The following is a 14,311-nucleotide window of genomic DNA, read 5'->3' on the forward strand; positions in this document are numbered from 1 at the left end:
CGCTGCGGGGGCATTGCGTGCATCCCCTGCGGGAGTTGCCAGGCGCGGGCAAGTGGATTATAAATAGCCGTTTCACGCATATTCGTTGTTGCGAATTTTTTCATAAACCCTTCTGGAGGCTCACCATGAACTTTGACAAAGAACTCGACGCCCGCGGCCTGAACTGCCCGCTGCCCATTCTCCGTACCAAGAAAGCGCTCGCCGAGATGTCCAGCGGTCAGGTGCTCAAGGTCATCGCCACGGATCCTGGTTCCGTCAAAGACATGCAGGCCTTCGCCAAGCAGACCGGTAATGAGCTGGTGTCCTCCGCCGAATCCGGTGGCGAATTCGTCTTCTTCATGAAGAAAAAATAAACCCCGCAATTTTCACACCTGCGCATAAGGATAACGACGGTTGGACAGAAACGGGCGCGACCCAACTTTGAGAGGAGGCACACACGATGGATGAAAAGAAACTCGCGATCATCGCCACCAAAGGCACGCTCGATTGGGCCTACCCGCCCCTGATCCTCGCGTCCACCGCCGCGGCGCTGGGCTATCAAGTCCAGGTCTTCTTCACCTTTTATGGTCTGCAGATCCTGCGCAAGGACTTGAGCGGCCTCAAGGTGAGCCCCTTGGGTAATCCGGGCATGCCCATGAAGATGCCCTTTGGACCAAAGTGGTTCCAGAGCATCAACTGGAACATCCCCAACGCCGTGCAGGCCATCGTGCCTGGTTTCGAATCGCTGGCCACCGCCCTCATGAAGAAGACCATTGCCAACAACGGCGTGGCGACGATCGAGGAACTGCGCACCTTGTGTAGGGAAGCGGACGTGAAGTTCATCGCCTGCCAGATGACCGTCGATCTGTTCGGCTTCGAGCACGAGGACTTCATCGACGGATTGGAATATGGCGGTGCCGCCACCTTCTTCGAATTCGCGGGCGAAAGCGACATTTGCCTCTTCATCTAAGCCCCGTTCACGGCAAAGAAAGGCGGCCATCGTGCCGCCTTTTTTGTGCTCCGGCCGTCTGTGCTGACCGTCGTGAGCCGTGCCTGGATTCCCGGTTTTTTCGGCATACGCTCGGCAATCGCGGCTAAAGCCCCGCCCACAGCAGCATCCCCACGCTAAGCAGTGGTATCGAGGGTGCAGCGCGCGAACTGGGTTACAATTCCGTCACACCCACTTCCCATCAGCAAGCGCGCCGTGGGCGCGTTGCGAGCGACGATGAGCACGGTACGCGGCTGTCCCTTTCCGGACGATCTCTATTACGACGTGGAATCCAACGTGTGGTGCCGCCGTGAGGCCGATGGCAGCGTGACCGTGGGCATGACCGCCTATGCTACCGCGCTGGCAGGTCCCATCGTCGCCTTTACACCCAAGGCGGTGGGCCGGCACGTGGAGCAGGAACGCTCGGTGGCGACGGTGGAATCCGGCAAGTGGGTGGGACCGGTGAAGGCGCCCGTCAGTGGCGAAATCATCGCCGTCAACGAAGCCCTGGACGCCCAACCGGGCCTAGCCAATGAAGATCCCTATGGCACCGGTTGGATGGTGCGCATGCAACCCTCGGCATGGGAGGAGGAGGTGGGCACCCTCCTCACTGGCGAGGCTGCCCTCAACGCCTTCGAAGTGAAAATGGAGGCGGAGGGTTTCGCGGGTTGCGCATGAGCGCCTGGCGCCGTCGCAGCGCTTTGCCATGATTAGCGAGCCGGATCCCAGCTGGGGCATCGAAGCCTTCGATGCCGCGCCCTTGGACGCCAGGCTCGTCGGCGAATTGCTGGCGCAAGCGACCCCTTCTCCCGTTCGTTTCCACGTCCCGAGCTTCAAGGCCTATCGTTCGAGCGAGATCGCATCTTGCGGGATGGGGCGCTGGCCTGCCGTGTCCATCACCGGCCCAGACTGCGCCTTGGCCTGCGATCACTGCAAGGCGAAAATCCTTGCGCCCATGATTCCCGCGCCCACGCCCGATGCCCTGTGGCGGGTGGTAAACGAGGAAATTGCCCGCGGCGCCCATGGCATGCTGCTCACCGGCGGCTCGAACCGGCGCAACGAGGTGGAGTACGACCCCTATCTGCCCGTGCTGCGCCGCATCAAGGACAGCTTCCCCCGGTTTGGAATCGCGCTGCACACGGCGCTCACCGATGAGACACGCGCGCGGGCCTTGGCTGAGGCTGGCATCGACGTGGCCATGATGGATGTCATCGGCGCCCAGGACACGCTGACCCAGGTCTATCACCTCAAGCGACCCGTGGCGGATTTCGAGGCGAGTCTCGCTGCCCTCGTGGCCAGTGGGCTGCGCGTGGTGCCCCACATCGTGCTCGGGCTGCATTATGGCCGCCTGCTGGGAGAATGGCAGGCGCTCGAGATGGTGGCGCGCCACCGCCCCCACGCCCTGGTGCTGGTGGTGGCCATGCCCTTTTACGCGCCGCCGACGCGGCCCTTCGCCACGCCCAATCCGGAAGCCGTGGGCCGCTTCTTTCTCGACGCGCGGCGGGCGCTGCCCGGCCTCCCCATTCTGCTTGGCTGTGCACGGCCACCGGGGCGCGCGCGGCTAAAAATCGACGCCTACGCGGTGCTGGCCGGGCTTAATGCCGTCGCCCATCCCGCCGAAGGCGTGGTGGAACTCGCGCATCGTCTGGGGCGCGAAGTTCACGTCATGCCGGGCTGCTGCGCCCTGGCCGGGGAGGTGGCCCTGGGCGCCGAAATCCTGGGCGCGGCTGAGGCGCCGCCGGGCCGCCCGCCTGCTTTTCCCGTGCCGGTGGTGACCCATGGCTGAGATTTGGCGGCTACTGGATACGGGCTTGCGCGGCGCGGCGGAGAATATCGCCTTCAACCGCGCGCTACTGGAAGCGCGTGCGGCGGGCGAGGGGCCCAACACCTTGCGTTTCCTGCGTTTTACGCCCAGTGCGCTGGTAGGCTTCCATCAAGACCCCCGCCAGGAGCTGGATCTCGATTACTGCCAGCATAACGGCATCGAGGTGCAGCGGCGCATCACCGGCGGAGGCGCCATCTATTTCGATGCCGGGCAATTGGGATGGGAGCTTTATTTACATCGCAGCACGCTCGGGGTCGCGCAGCTTGGCCTAATCGCCCAACGCATTTGCGAGGCAGCCGCGCAGGGTATTTCTGCCCTCGGGGTGGACGCCCGCTTTCGGCCCCGTAACGACATCGAAGTAGGTGGGCGCAAGATCTCGGGCACCGGCGGCGTGTTCGAAGGCGAGGCCCTCATGTATCAGGGCACGCTGCTCATCGAGTTCGACGTAAGCCGCATGCTGCGCGTGCTGCGCATTCCCGCCGAGAAGCTCGCGGACAAGGCCCTCACCAGCGCCCGCGAGCGTGTGGCCAGCCTTGCTGAGCTATTGGGTGCTGCGCCTGCCCTGGCCACGGTGCAGACCGCGCTCGCCCAGGCTTTCGGCCAGGCTTTCCAGGTCGGGTTTGCGCCCGCCGGGCTTAACGAGGCCGAGCAACGGCGGTTCGCCACGGCGCTTGCCGAGGTGCGCGAGCCGGCCTGGGTATTCGGCGAAGGCATGCGCGGCGGCGCGGTGCGGCTTCAGGCGATGCGCAAATTTCCGGCAGGGTTGGTGCGGGTGGGGATGGCCTACGATGCAGCGCGGGATCGCATCGAGCAAATCCAGTTCACGGGAGACTTCTTCGTCCATCCCAGGCGCGCCCTTCTCGACCTGGAAGCGGCGTTGCGGGATGTGCGTGCGTCGCAGTTGGAGGCGGCGGTGCATGCCTTCTTTGCCGCGCGCGAGGTGGATCTGGCGGGCCTTCGCCCCGCCGACTTCGTCGCGGTGGCGCAGGCCGCGCTCGCCGGCGCGCGGACCAAGGACGCATCATGAATCCGGCCGCGGTGGACGTGCTGGTGGTGGGCTGCGGCCCGGCGGGCGCCAGCGCCGCGGCCGCCGCCGCGAGCCGCGGGCTTTCCGTGCTCATCGTGGAACGGCGCCGGCAGGTGGGCCAGCCCGTCCAGTGCGCGGAGTTCGTGCCCCTGCCGCTCGCCGGCTTGGCCCAGAGCACGCAAGCGGTGCGCCAGCCCATCCGGGGTATGAACACCTGTCTACCCTCCGGGTCCTGGGTGTATGCAGACCTGCCTGGACTGATGATCGACCGTGCAGTGTTCGATCAGGCCCTGGCGGCGCGGGCCGTGGCAGCCGGCGCGCAACTTTCCACCGGGACCGTGCTTGCTGCGCTGGATGCCGCAAGCCATGGGGCCATCGTAGAGGACGGTGGCGGCGCACGCACCATCGTCTATCGCCTGCTCATCGCCGCGGACGGGCCCCATTCCGCCGTGGCCCGCCTGCTTGGCCTGCCGCCGCTGGCCAGCCTCCTCACCCGGCAATACACCGTGCCCCTATCCGCATCTTGGCCGGACACCGATGTCTGGCTGTCGGACGCCTATCCCGGCGGCTATGCCTGGTTGTTTCCGAGGGGGCGAAGGGCGCATGTGGGCGTGGGACTAACGGGCTCCGCCCGGCAGATGAAGGGCGTGCTGGATGCGCTGCATGACAGCCTCGTGAAAGCGGGCCGAGTGGCCTCCACCGTGCTGCGGCGCACCGGCGGCGCCATCCCCGTTGCAGGCTTGCGCCCGCGGCTGGCGGTGGGGCGCGTGCTGTTCGCGGGGGATGCGGCGGGGCTTACCCATCCGGTGACCGGCGCGGGCATCGCAGCGGCGGTCGCTTCCGGTGAGTATGCGGGCCAGGCCGCCGCAGCTTGGCTCGCTGGGCGTTCCCGCGCGCTGGAGGCGTACGAAGCGGAGCTACGCGATGTGTTCGGTGCCAGTCTTGCACGCGCCGTGGCACGCCGACAGGCCCTGTGGCAGGCTACCCGGCGCACGGATGCGGAATTCCGTCGGGCATGGGCGGCGTTTCCAGAATATTTCCAGGCGCCTTGGGCAAGCCATGCGGCGCCACAGGGCGTGGCTTTTGCGTCGTGATCTTATGGAGCATTACGGAAGGTAACACCTTTGTGTCGTCCCCGCGAAAGCGCCGACCCAGGAAAAAGGGCCAAGAATACGCTGGATTCCCGCTTGCGCGGGAATGACGGAGGGGCGGGAATGACGCAAGGGCGGGCATGCCCCCCACCGTCATTCCGGGCGCCGAACGCGACCCGGAATCCAGAAACGGCGGGGGCTAAGGCTCGACCCTCGATTGTAGAAAGTAAAGGCCTGACCCCAGGACTCCCTTGCGCGGGAATGACGGAGGGGCGGGAATGACGCAAGGGCGGGCATGCCCCCCACCGTCATTCCGGGCGCCGAAGGCGACCCGGAATCCAGGAAGCGGCGGTGGCTAAGAGTCGACCCTCGATTGTAGAAAGTAAAGGCCTGACCCCAGGGCTCCTGCAGGGCTCCTGCAGGGCCGGGAATGACGCCTCCACCGTCATTCCGGGCGCCGAAGGCGACCCGGAATCCAGGAAGCGGCGGGGGCCATGGCCGCGTGGATCTGGATTCCCGCTTGCGCGGGAATGACGGAGAGGTGTGGGTATGACCAAAGGGGCGGGAATGACGGATGGGCGCGGGCATGCCCCCTCCACCGTCATTCCGGGCGCCGAAGGCGACCCGGAATCCAGGAAGCGGCGGCTGAGGCTCGACCCTCGATTGTAGAAAGTAAAGGCCTGACCCCAGGGCTCCCGTGACCCCAGGGCTCCCGCTTGCGCGTGAACGAGGCGGGGGCTTGACGTGCCGACCTAACGCTGTGATAGGAAAAAGCGATGGAGCAGACCATCCACTTCTATCGTCCCGATCTGCGGCGCCGCACCCCGGAGATGCGCTCGCCCGAATACGTGCAGATGAGCACTGCTGCGGCCATCACCCTCGGCCTCATGCCAGGCCGCATGTACCGCACCGACTGCACCCATTGTCTCAATCTACTGGTGACCTATCCTGAAGGCTGCCGCGCCAACTGCGCCTATTGCGGCCTGGCGCGTCATCGCGAAGAGGCGCGCGATTACGCCGACCGCAACTTCATTCGTGTGGACTGGCCCACGTGCCGCTTCGACGAAGTCATCGCGCGCATGCGCTCGGGTGCCGACCGTGGCTGCTTCCAGCGCATGTGCATCTCCATGATCACCCATCCCGATTCCGATGCCGACACCCGCGTGCTGCTTGCAAAATGGGTGCGGGCGGTGCCGCACGTGCCAGTATCGATTCTTTCCAACCCCACCACCATGAAGCGCGACGATCTGGTGGAACTGAAGGCCCTCGGCGCGGAGATCTTCACCGTGGCGCTGGACGCGGTCACGCCGGCCATTTTCGAGCGCACACGCGGTCGCAGCGTGAACAGCCCCCATCGCTGGGAGAAATACTGGCAGGCCATCCACTGGGCGGCGGAAGTGTTCGGGCCGGAGCGTTTCGGCGTGCACCTCATCTGCGGCATGGGCGAGACCGAACAGGAAATGCTGACCCTCTGCCAGACCATTCGCGACCTGGGCGGGCACAACCACCTGTTCGCCTTTTTTCCTGAGCGGGGCGCCCTCATGGAGGATTGGCCCGCGTGCGATCCTGGGCAATGGCGGCGCGTGCAGCTTGGACGCTACCTCATCGACTACGCCGGCGGGCGCATCGAGCGGATGCGCTTCGACGCCGCGGGCCGCCTCACCGACTTTGGACTGCCGCGGGAAACACTCGAAGCAATCATCGCCAGTGGCAAGCCCTTCCGTACCTCCGGCTGTCCTGGCCCCGAGGCCGATGTCTCCGCCTGCAACCGACCCTATGGCGACTCCCCCCCGTCTGACATCCGCTCCTATCCCTTTCCCCTCGAGGCGCAAGACCTGCAACGCGTCCGCCGGCAGCTCGAAGGCAACTGAGCGCAGCTAAACCCTCGCCCAGGCAGGTGGGCATCCAGTCTCGGGCGACCCAGCTCACCCCGCCATGTCCGCGAAGGCGGGAATCCCGATGGGCGCCCAAGATCGCGGCTTAAGCGCCCCCCACAGAAAGGCAAGGGTTTGTGCAAAGGGCTTGCGGGCGCGCTTTGGCCGCGATCGAGGGGTGACCCAAGGCAGCCCATCCGCGAGCGCATTTGTCAACATTGTCCAACGCGACGGCGCCGCATACAATTCCCGCCCCACGCAACCATCAACACAAGCAGGAGAGTCATCCCATGGAACATCAACTGCCGCCGCTGCCCTGGCCCAAGGATGCGCTCGCGCCCCACATGAGCGCCGAGACGCTGGAGTATCACTACGGCAAGCACCATCAGGCCTATGTCACCAATCTCAACAACCTGATCAAGGGCACGGCGTTCGAGAGCAAGAGCCTGGAGGACATCATCCGCACGGCGCCGGCGGGAGGCATCTTCAACAATGCCGCCCAGGTGTGGAACCACACCTTCTTTTGGCACAGCATGAAGCCTAAGGGGGGTGGCATGCCCACGGGTGCGTTGCTTGAGGCCATCAACAAGAAGTGGGGCAGCTTCGAAGCATTCAAGAAGGCCTTCCAGGCCAGCGCCGTGGGCAATTTTGGCTCCGGCTGGACCTGGCTGGTGAAGAAAGCCGACGGCTCCGTGGACATCGTCAATACCAGCAACGCCGGCACGCCCCTCACCACGAGTGACAAGCCCCTGCTCACCGTGGACGTGTGGGAGCATGCCTACTACATCGACTACCGCAACCAGCGGCCCAAGTTCGTGGAAACCTTCCTGGAACACCTGGCCAACTGGTCCTTCGCCGAGACCAACTTCGCGGGCTGAGGGGCGGGGCTGAAGCCCTCCCACAAGGCCCTTGCACAAACCTTGGGCTTTCTGTGGGAGGGGTTTTAGCGGCGGACTCGATTGCTTTGCTGGTTCGCCTGTCGCATTTTTGCAACAGTCGAGCCCCCGTCACTGGTCATTCCCTACTAAAATTCTTTGCCACACTTGCATCGTTGTGTATGATCGCCCCAACGACGCAAGGCGTTGTTGCCAAGACCCAATCATCAACAACCGCTCCCAAGGAGGAAAGAAATGAAACTTCGTGCTCTCGCAGGCGCGCTCATGCTGGCTGGCGTGGTCGCCCCGGCTTTCGCCACCAATGGTTACTTCTCCCACGGCTACGGCATCAAGTCCAAGGGCATGGCCGGCGTGGGCTATGCCTATGGCCAGGACGCCCTGGCCGCCGCCACCAACCCCGCCAACATGGTGCTGGTGGGCAGCCGCTGGGACGTGGGTCTGGATTACTTCCGCCCGCAGCGGGAAAGCACGTTGGATTCCAGCACTCCATTCCCTGGGACTTACGACGGCAACGACACGGAAAACTTCTTCATCCCCGAGTTTGGCTACAACCAGATGCTTTCCAACAACATGTCCTTCGGCGTGTCGGTGTATGGCAATGGGGGGATGAATACCGATTATGGGGACTTCAATAGCAGGACCTCCAATCTCGTGTTTGGGAATGGCAATCTCGGCGTGGACCTGATGCAGCTTTTCATCTCCCCCACCCTGTCCATGAAGGTGAACGAAAACCACGCCGTGGGGGTGAGCCTCAAGATCGCCTACCAGCGCTTCAAGGCCTATGGGTTGCAGAATTTCGACAACACTACATGGTCGTCTTCCCCGAACAACGTCACCAACAACGGCTATGACAGCTCCTGGGGCTATGGCATCGGGCTGGGCTGGACGGGGCAGTTGACGCCCACCTTCAGCGTGGGTGTGGCCTACCAGTCCCGCACCTGGATGCAGAAGTTCGACAAGTACAAGGGCCTGTTCGCGGAGCAGGGGGATTTCGACATTCCCGAAAACTACGGCATCGGCTTTGCCTGGAAGGCCACCCCCCAGCTCACCATCGCGGGTGATGTGCAGCAGATCAACTACGGCAGCATCAAGTCCATTGCCAACAAGGGCACTGCGCCCTGGTTGCTTGGCGACAGCAACGGCCCGGGCTTCGGCTGGGAAGACATCACCGTGTACAAGCTGGGTGTGTCCTATGACCTGAACAAGGCATGGACCCTGCGCGCAGGCTATAGCACCACCGATGCGCCCTATGCCGGCACGGAGACCTTCTTCAACATCCTGGCGCCGGGCGTGGTCAAGGATCACCTGACCCTGGGCGCCACCTGGCGCATGCCAAGCGGCGGTGAGCTGTCCTTTGCCTACATGCATGCCTTCAAGAATACGGTCAACGGCACCGGTCCCAACGCTGACATCAACAACACCATGTACGAAGACAGCTTCGGCGTGGCCTACGGCATGAAGTTCTAAGGCCTGGGCCATTGTGGCAAAAAGCTGAAAGTTGCGGTTCGACTTTCAGCTTTTTTTTGGCCCCTGGGGCCCCTGGCCTCTTGCCCTGTACCTAAAGCCGCCCGCAGGCGGCCCGCAAATAGAGGAGACATCATGAAACGAATGACCCAATGGTTTGCCGCGCTTTGTCTGGCTTTGATGGCCAGCGTTGCCTTGGCCGATGACCTGCTCAAACCTTTTGTCCTGGCATCCAAGGGTCCGGGCGATCAGGCGGCCAAGGTGGAAGAAGTGAAGAAGGCCCTCACCGCCCACGGCTTCCAGGTGGTGGGGGCCTACAGCCCCTACGCCAATACGACCATCATCGCCGTCACCAATGACGAGCTCAAACGCACCGCCGCCCAGAGCGAGCATGGCGGCTTCGGCGCGGCCATGCGCGTGGCGGTGGTAAAGGTGGGTGACGAGGTGCAGGTGTCCTATACCAATCCGCCCTACTGGGCCCATGCCTACCGCATGAAGGGCGACCTAAAGAACGTCGCAGCCGCGCTGGAGAAGGCGCTGGGCCGCGTGGAGGAGTTCGGCGCCAAGGGGCTTTCCGCTTCCAAGCTGCGCAAGTACCACTACATGGTCGGCATGGAGTATTTCGACGAGCCCAGCGTCCTGGCCGAGTACAAGAGCTATGAAGACGGCGTGAGGACGGTGGAAGCCAACCTCGCCAAGGGCGTGGCCGGGGTGACCAAGGTCTACCGCATCGACATCCCGGGCAAGCAGGAGACGGTGTTCGGTGTGGCCATGAAGGGCAATACCGAGGCGGACAAGTACATGGATGACAAGTACATCATGAGCGAGATCGACTTCAAGGACGTGAAGTCGGCCGCCCACCTGCCCTACGAGATCCTGGTGTCCGGCAACAAGGCTTATGCGCTCTACGCCCGCTTCCGTATCGCCATCAGCTTCCCCGACCTGTCCATGATGGGCAAGAACAGCTTCATGAACATCATGAAGAGCCCGGAAGCCATCCGCAAGGCGCTCACTCAGGCTGCTGGCGGCACGGTGGAAGAAGTGAAGTTCTGAGTGACCCCGGCTCCGAGCGGAGGAGAGACCCGCCGGCGCCAGCCGGCGGGTTTTTCATTTGGGGCCTGCGCTGCGCATCAAGGGTGCGTAAAAGCGCCCCTAACCGCCCCCAACGCCCACAGGGACTCACCTGGCAGGGCCGCTTGGTCCACCTGCGCCTGGATTTTCCCGCTTGCGCGGGAATGACGGATGGGCGCGGGCATGCCCCTCCACCGTCATTCCGGGCGCCGAAGGCGACCCGGAATCCAGAAACGGCGGGGGCTTGGTCCACGTGCGCCTGGATTCCCGCTTGCGCGGGAATGACGCCGGGGCGGGAATGACGGATGGGCGCGGGCATGCCCCCCCCACCGTCATTCCGGGCGCCGAAGGCGACCCGGAATCCAGAAACGGCGGGGGCTTGGTCCACCTGCGCCTGGATTCCCGCCTGCGCGGGAATGACGATGGGGCGGGAATGACGTAGGGGCAGGAATGACGTCTCCACCGTCATTCCGGGCGCCGAAGGCGACCCGGAATCCAGAAAGGGCGGGGGCTAAGGCTCGACCCTCGATGGTAGAAAGTAAAGGCCTGACCCCAGGGCTCTCAGGGCTCTCTGGTAGAAAGTAAAGGCCTGACCCCAGGGCTCTCCAGGGACTCACCTGGCAGGGCCGCTTGGTCCACCTGCGCCTGGATTCCCGCTTGCGCGGGAATGACGCCTCCACCTGGCCCTGGGTTCCCGCCTGCGCGGGAATGACGGAGGGGCGCGGGAATGGGCCCCCGTCATTCCGGGCGCCGAAGGCGACCCGGAATCCAGAAACGGCGGTGGCTTGGTCCACCTGCGCCTGGATTCCCGCCTGCGCGGGAATGACGCCTCCACCTGCGCCTGGATTCCCGCTTGCGCGGGAATGACGATGGGCGAGCCAACCGCCAAGCTTAACGCCCGGCTTGCGCGGGAATGATGAGGTGTTTCACGCGAACAGACGGGCGAGTTCTGCCCCGGGATCGGCGGCGCGCATGAAGGCTTCGCCTACCAGAAAGGCATGGACGCCATGCTCCCGCATGAGGCGTACGTGTTCAGGGGCGAGGATGCCCGATTCGGTGATGATGCGCCGTCCCGCGGGAATGTGTGGTAACAGGCTCAGAGTGGTGTCGAGACTCACGTCAAAGGTGCGGAGGTTGCGGTTGTTGATGCCGATGAGGGGCGTGGTGAGCGCGAGCGCCGCGTCAAGTTCCCTGCTGTCGTGCGTTTCCACCAGCACGGCCATGCCCAGTGTGTGAGCGATTGACTCCAGTTCCCGCATGGTGGCCAGGTCGAAGCCTTTGTCGCCAGCGCCGGGCCTGCCCGTCGCAGCAGTGGCAAAGGCGGCGACGATGAGCAGGATGCAATCCGCGCCCATGGCCCGCGCTTCGTACACCTGGTAGGGATCGATGATGAAGTCCTTGCGCAGCACGGGCAGGGAGCAGGCATCGCGCGCCTCGCGCAGATAGTCGGGGCTGCCCTGGAAGAAGGGGCGGTCGGTGAGCACGGACAGACAGGCGGCGCCGCCCCGCTCGTAGCTTGCGGCAATCTCGGCGGGGCGAAAATCCTCCCGCAACACGCCCTTGCTCGGGCTGGCCTTTTTGATCTCGGCGATCACCGCTGCCTGGCCGGCGGCGATGCGGCTGGCGATCGCGCCGGTGAAGTCGCGTGGCGGCGGCGCGAACTCCGCCGCGGCGCGCATGGCCTCGAGCGGCTCGCGCTTTTTCGCGGCGGCGATTTCCTCGCCCTTGGTAGCAAGGATTCTCGCAAGAATATCGGACATGTTGGCTACCCAGACGAAACCGATGCAAACCCTAACAGAGGGCGCGGACCTGGGGAAGGATCGGCATTCCCCATCCCCTTCATTCCCGCCGCTCGGACGCGTTGGCCCGCGAATCGAAACCGAGGCGCCCTTATTCTTCTGAAATATTGAGCATTACGTAAGTAGGTGACACCTTTGTGTGGTCCCCGCGAAAGCGGGGACCCAGGAACATGGCGAGGACTACCCTGGATTCCCACTTTCGCGGGAATGACGTTTGACTTACGCAGCCTGTCAACGACTTACGTACCGCTCAATAGGGCCGGGGGTGAGGGCACGCACAGGGCGATAATAGCCGGAATCCGGCCCCTGCCTTCCGGTCGCTGCGAAAGCGCCTTCCACACCCAGTCGGCACAAGCCCTGTGGGTTCGGCTATCGCCGCGATGGCCGGCGTCTGGCTTCGCTCACCGACCGCAAAAATCACCGTCATGTGCGCGCATGGGGCAAGCCATGCCTCCGTCGGCTCAAGTCTCAGTGTGTCTTGGTGGCAAAGCGCTGGGAAAACGCCCGCAGCGCCGTGAGCTTGGCTTTGGCCGCCCCAGATTCGATGGCTTCGCGGGCGCGTTGGATCCCTTCGCCCAGCGTGCTGGCGCTGCCACCCACATAGATCGCGGCGCCGGCGTTGAGACAGACGATGTCTTTGGCGGGGCCGTCCACGTTGTCGAACACACTGACGATCATCGTTTTCGCCTCCTCGATGTTGTGGACGGCGATTCGTTCCGAGGCGGCGGGATCGAAGCCGAACTGCTGCGGGTTGAGGGTGTATTCGCTCACCCGACCATCTTTCAGCTCGGCCACGTAGGTGTCGGCACCCAGACTGATTTCGTCCAGCCCGTCTGCCGCATGCACTACCATGACATGGCGGCTGCCCAGCGCCTGTAGCACGCGTGCGAGCGTGCCCACCAGGTCACGCGCGAACACGCCCATCACCTGGTTCTTGGCGCCGGCGGGATTGGTGAGGGGGCCAAGCAGGTTGAACAAGGTGCGCACGCCCAGCTCGCGGCGCACGGGCGCGGCATAGCGCATGGCGCTATGGTAGTTGGGGGCGAACATGAAACCCACGCCGATTTCCTGTACGCAGCGTGCCACCTCGTCCGGCGTGAGGTTGACGTTGACGCCCAATGCTTCCAGCACATCGGCGCTGCCACAGCTGCTGGAGACGGAACGGCCGCCGTGTTTGGCGACCTTCACGCCCGCTGCTGCGGCGACGATGGCGGCGGCGGTGGAGATGTTGAAGGTATGGGCGCCATCCCCGCCGGTGCCGCAGGTATCCACCAGGTGCTCGTCCCATTGCAAGGGCACAGGTGTGGCCAGCTTGCGCATCACCTCGGCTGCGGCAGCGAGCTCGGTAACCGTCTCGCCCTTGGCGCGTAGCGCGACGAGAATGCCCGCGATCTGCACCGGCGTGAGCGCGCCGGTCATGATTTGGTGCATGAGATCGAGCATGTCATCTCGACTCAAGTCGTGCTTATCGATGAGCCGCGTGAGGGCTTGCTGTGGTGTCATTTTGGCCTCCGGTTCAGCCTCTTCCTTGCCTTTCCCTTGGATTGTCCGTAGATCGAGGGGTGTCTTTTATCGTTTTCGCACAAGCGGAAATGCCGCCAGCAGTCGCGCCTAAAGCCGCTTCCACAGGGGCATCCGCCTTTCGGAGGCGCCCTGGCGGCGATTCTCCTCCGTTGAGCGTCGCCGCGAGATGTCCCCTATCCACCCGCTGCCCGCGTGGCGGAGGCGGTCTTCAGAAAATTTGCCAGCATCTCGTGACCATATTCGGTGAGGATGGACTCCGGATGGAACTGCACGCCTTCTACCGGCAAGCTCTTGTGGCGCACGCCCATGATTTCGTCATCGTCGGTCCAGGCGGTGATTTCCAGACAGTCCGGCAGGGTCTCGCGCTCGATCACCAGCGAATGATACCGGGTTGCGGTGAGGGGATTGGGTAGTCCTCGGAACACCCCCACGTCTTTGTGGTGGATGAGGGAGGTTTTGCCGTGCATGAGCTGCTTGGCGTGCACGATGCGGCCACCGAAGGCCTGGCCGATGGCCTGATGCCCCAGGCAGACGCCCAGGATCGGCACGCGGCCAGCGAAGGCCTGGATGAGTGGCACGGAAATGCCCGCCTCGCTGGGCGTGCAGGGGCCGGGCGAGATGACGATGGAATCGGGTGCAAGGGCGGCCACACCCGCCAGATCGATCTCGTCATTGCGGAACACGCGCACCTCCTGGCCCAGCTCGCCGAAATACTGCACCAGGTTGTAGGTGAAGCTGTCGTAATTGTCGATCATCAGCAGCATGATGGCACC

General features: G+C 64.1%; 13 protein-coding genes. 10 read left to right on the forward strand and 3 right to left on the reverse strand.

The window, feature by feature from the left end:
* Window positions 1-125 precede the first annotated feature (125 nt).
* The 10 genes from V6E02_RS08860 (at window position 126) to V6E02_RS08905 (ending at window position 10,197) form a co-directional block, all read left to right on the forward strand.
* Window positions 126-353: a sulfurtransferase TusA family protein gene (locus V6E02_RS08860; protein ID WP_347308430.1), complete on the forward strand. Its 228-nt coding sequence runs from the start codon at window positions 126-128 to the stop codon at window positions 351-353.
* A gap of 86 nt (window positions 354-439) precedes the next feature.
* Window positions 440-949 (forward strand): sulfur carrier protein DsrE2, encoded by a 510-nt coding sequence (gene dsrE2, locus V6E02_RS08865; protein WP_347308431.1) that lies wholly within the window; start codon window positions 440-442, stop codon window positions 947-949.
* 255 nt (window positions 950-1,204) lie between these two features.
* Entirely contained in the window at window positions 1,205-1,645 is a 441-nt protein-coding gene (gcvH, locus tag V6E02_RS08870; protein ID WP_347308432.1) for a glycine cleavage system protein GcvH, read from the forward strand.
* Between the two features lie 28 nt (window positions 1,646-1,673).
* The gene (locus V6E02_RS08875; RefSeq protein WP_347308433.1) at window positions 1,674-2,753 is read left to right on the forward strand and encodes a radical SAM protein; all 1,080 of its coding nucleotides are present in this window, start codon (window positions 1,674-1,676) and stop codon (window positions 2,751-2,753) included.
* Window positions 2,746-3,819: a lipoyl protein ligase domain-containing protein gene (locus tag V6E02_RS08880; protein ID WP_347308434.1), complete on the forward strand. Its 1,074-nt coding sequence runs from the start codon at window positions 2,746-2,748 to the stop codon at window positions 3,817-3,819. Before V6E02_RS08875 ends, V6E02_RS08880 begins: the two co-directional genes overlap by 8 nt.
* Window positions 3,816-4,913 carry a geranylgeranyl reductase family protein gene (locus tag V6E02_RS08885; protein ID WP_347308435.1) on the forward strand — a complete coding sequence of 366 codons (1,098 nt, stop codon included), beginning with the start codon at window positions 3,816-3,818 and terminating at the stop codon, window positions 4,911-4,913. Before V6E02_RS08880 ends, V6E02_RS08885 begins: the two co-directional genes overlap by 4 nt.
* A gap of 773 nt (window positions 4,914-5,686) precedes the next feature.
* Window positions 5,687-6,781: a radical SAM protein gene (locus tag V6E02_RS08890; RefSeq protein ID WP_347308436.1), complete on the forward strand. Its 1,095-nt coding sequence runs from the start codon at window positions 5,687-5,689 to the stop codon at window positions 6,779-6,781.
* Window positions 6,782-7,074: 293 nt separating this feature from the next.
* Window positions 7,075-7,662: a superoxide dismutase gene (locus tag V6E02_RS08895; RefSeq protein WP_347308437.1), complete on the forward strand. Its 588-nt coding sequence runs from the start codon at window positions 7,075-7,077 to the stop codon at window positions 7,660-7,662.
* A 252-nt stretch (window positions 7,663-7,914) separates the two neighbouring features.
* Window positions 7,915-9,147 (forward strand): OmpP1/FadL family transporter, encoded by a 1,233-nt coding sequence (locus tag V6E02_RS08900; RefSeq protein WP_347308438.1) that lies wholly within the window; start codon window positions 7,915-7,917, stop codon window positions 9,145-9,147.
* Window positions 9,148-9,279: 132 nt separating this feature from the next.
* Complete coding sequence (locus V6E02_RS08905) at window positions 9,280-10,197, forward strand: hypothetical protein (RefSeq protein ID WP_347308439.1); 918 nt, start codon at window positions 9,280-9,282, stop codon at window positions 10,195-10,197.
* A 944-nt stretch (window positions 10,198-11,141) separates the two neighbouring features.
* Here the strand turns inward: V6E02_RS08905 and trpC are convergent.
* From trpC to V6E02_RS08920, 3 genes are all read right to left on the reverse strand, one after another.
* Window positions 11,142-11,975, reverse strand: a complete 834-nt coding sequence (trpC, locus tag V6E02_RS08910; RefSeq protein ID WP_347308440.1) for an indole-3-glycerol phosphate synthase TrpC — start codon at window positions 11,973-11,975, stop codon at window positions 11,142-11,144.
* Between the two features lie 507 nt (window positions 11,976-12,482).
* Complete coding sequence (gene trpD, locus V6E02_RS08915; RefSeq protein WP_347308441.1) at window positions 12,483-13,517, reverse strand: anthranilate phosphoribosyltransferase; 1,035 nt, start codon at window positions 13,515-13,517, stop codon at window positions 12,483-12,485.
* Window positions 13,518-13,711: 194 nt separating this feature from the next.
* Entirely contained in the window at window positions 13,712-14,302 is a 591-nt protein-coding gene (locus V6E02_RS08920) for an anthranilate synthase component II (protein WP_347308442.1), read from the reverse strand.
* Window positions 14,303-14,311 lie beyond the last annotated feature (9 nt).

It is taken from the genome of Thiobacter sp. AK1 (genome assembly GCF_039822265.1).
GTDB lineage: Bacteria > Pseudomonadota > Gammaproteobacteria > Burkholderiales > Thiobacteraceae > Thiobacter > Thiobacter aerophilum.